This window comes from Fulvivirga aurantia (assembly GCF_009711475.1).
GTDB classification, from domain to species: Bacteria; Bacteroidota; Bacteroidia; order Cytophagales; family Cyclobacteriaceae; genus Fulvivirga; species Fulvivirga aurantia.
On record NZ_SMMD01000352.1, the window covers coordinates 1 to 1915 of the forward strand.

2 protein-coding genes are annotated in these 1915 nt (G+C 36.4%); both read right to left on the reverse strand.

The features are described from left to right. Positions 1-951 (reverse strand): right-handed parallel beta-helix repeat-containing protein (locus tag E1176_RS01745; protein WP_155208855.1); only part of this gene is annotated, 951 nt, incomplete at its 3' end. 11 nt (positions 952-962) lie between these two features. Further along, positions 963-1915, reverse strand: a 953-nt coding sequence (locus E1176_RS01750) for a PorP/SprF family type IX secretion system membrane protein (RefSeq protein WP_155208856.1), incomplete at its 5' end; no start/stop codon positions are given.

Sequence of the window (1915 nt, forward strand, 5' to 3'; positions counted from 1 at the left end):
ACCATTTCCCGTGCCTCCCTGTACTACATTGCTGAAAACCTCGCCAGTTGTTCCAGGGTTTATTTGTATTCCTGATTGATGCACAGTTATGTTTCTAAGTCCATAGTTTACAACAATATTATTGTATATCTGACAGTCTTCAACTGCTCCCCCAACCTGAATTCCATCTTTCCCCACATTTTCAACCAAATTGTTATAAATTTTAACCCCTTTTAACTCTGGTTCGTAGAGAGTTAATCCTAAACATTCGTCCACAGGGGGGAAGTTGGAATGCCAATGAGAGCCACCTACATAAGTGCCCTCCCCACCCACATCATGTAAGTAATTATGATGTATAACTGAATTTTTTTGTTCAAAAGTGCCTCTGTTTGTTGAGCCGTCACATGTAGGTCTTGTTCTGGCAGAAATAGCAACCTCAGTTATACCTGTAATTTCAAGATGATCAATTTCAAAATTTGAAGTTCCCAACTCAGCAACAACCCCGAAGGGTTTGCCTTTAATAACATTTATACCATAGGTATCGGATGAACCGGTACCTGTTAATCTTATATGGTTATTGTTATGTAATTTGATTGCAGGAACATCATCACTCACGATTGATTTTCCATCACAATTTGTAAATATGTAAGGTAGTTCAGCAGTACCTTGAAAATTTCTTATAATAATAGATTTACGTAGGCCACTTTCGATACCAACAGTAGCCCCTAAAGGTAAGTTTAATTGGTCATTGTCTAAGATGACTTGATCATGACCTAGCACGTAATCACAATCCTCACAAAAGACCTCACCATACTCACACGAGTAATCAGAGAAAAGGGCCTGTATGTCGGTATTGATCGCATATATATCTCGGCAACCAGATAGTTCGGATATAATCGGTGTTGGATCAGGGTCTTCAGACCTACAACCAAATAGGATTAAGATGAGAAAACATATATGGGAGGATTTCATGGTAATTCATTTTAATCAATTTCAAGTATCCAAGTTTCTGAGAATTTAAACTGGTCTACCGACCTTAACTCATCACGAAGTGCTTCAGCTTCATTTCGATTCTCTGTAAACATGAGATATACATAATGATACTCAGTTTCACCCCTGTAAGCCTGAGAAGGATCATATTCAGCATTTTTTAATTGCTCAATAAATTTATTAGCATTTTCAGGGCTCAAAAATGCACCTACCACAACATAAAATCCTGGTGCCATAGATGATTCAAAAGAGTTTTTATCCTCTTCTGTGTTTGGAATTGCTATTGGCGATTCTACATTTGCTTGCTCAACTACGACTTCTTCTTTTAGATCACTCTCTGGTTTTATAGATACGGTTGATTCAGGAATGGTAAGCGAGTCACTACTTGTATTAATTTCAGGGCTTCTTTCTTTAGGTATAGCAGCTTCTGTCAGCTCAGGGTTGTCTTCAATAACCTCATCATTTTCTTTATCTTCGTCTTGAGGAAGCTGCTCATCATTTAAATTATTTTGAGAGATATAGTTTTTTGATCTATCGACTTTTTTATTACCTAATCTTACAGATAAATAAAATTCATGGGAATTATAAGCTGATAAATCATTTGTTGCAAAATCGAAGCTATAACCGACTTTAAGTAAATTGCTTATTTGGATTCCACCATAAACTGAGGAGCCGTAACCATCAGTATAATTAGCACCAACCCAAAAAAGATCTTTATAATGAACTGTGCCGTAAACTTGCCACTGGTCTTCTAGCTGTTGACGTGTATAATAAGTGACCATGGGTTCTAATCTAAAAAGAGGAGAAAGTTCAAAATTGTAGGAGATTGATGTTAACGTGCTGTTTAAAGGTCCTAATGCTACTTCCTGAAAATTTTCCTGACTAAATATTTTTTTTTCAAAGATTGTTGGCAAAGCGAATAATACATTTAGTCTATCAAGATTCA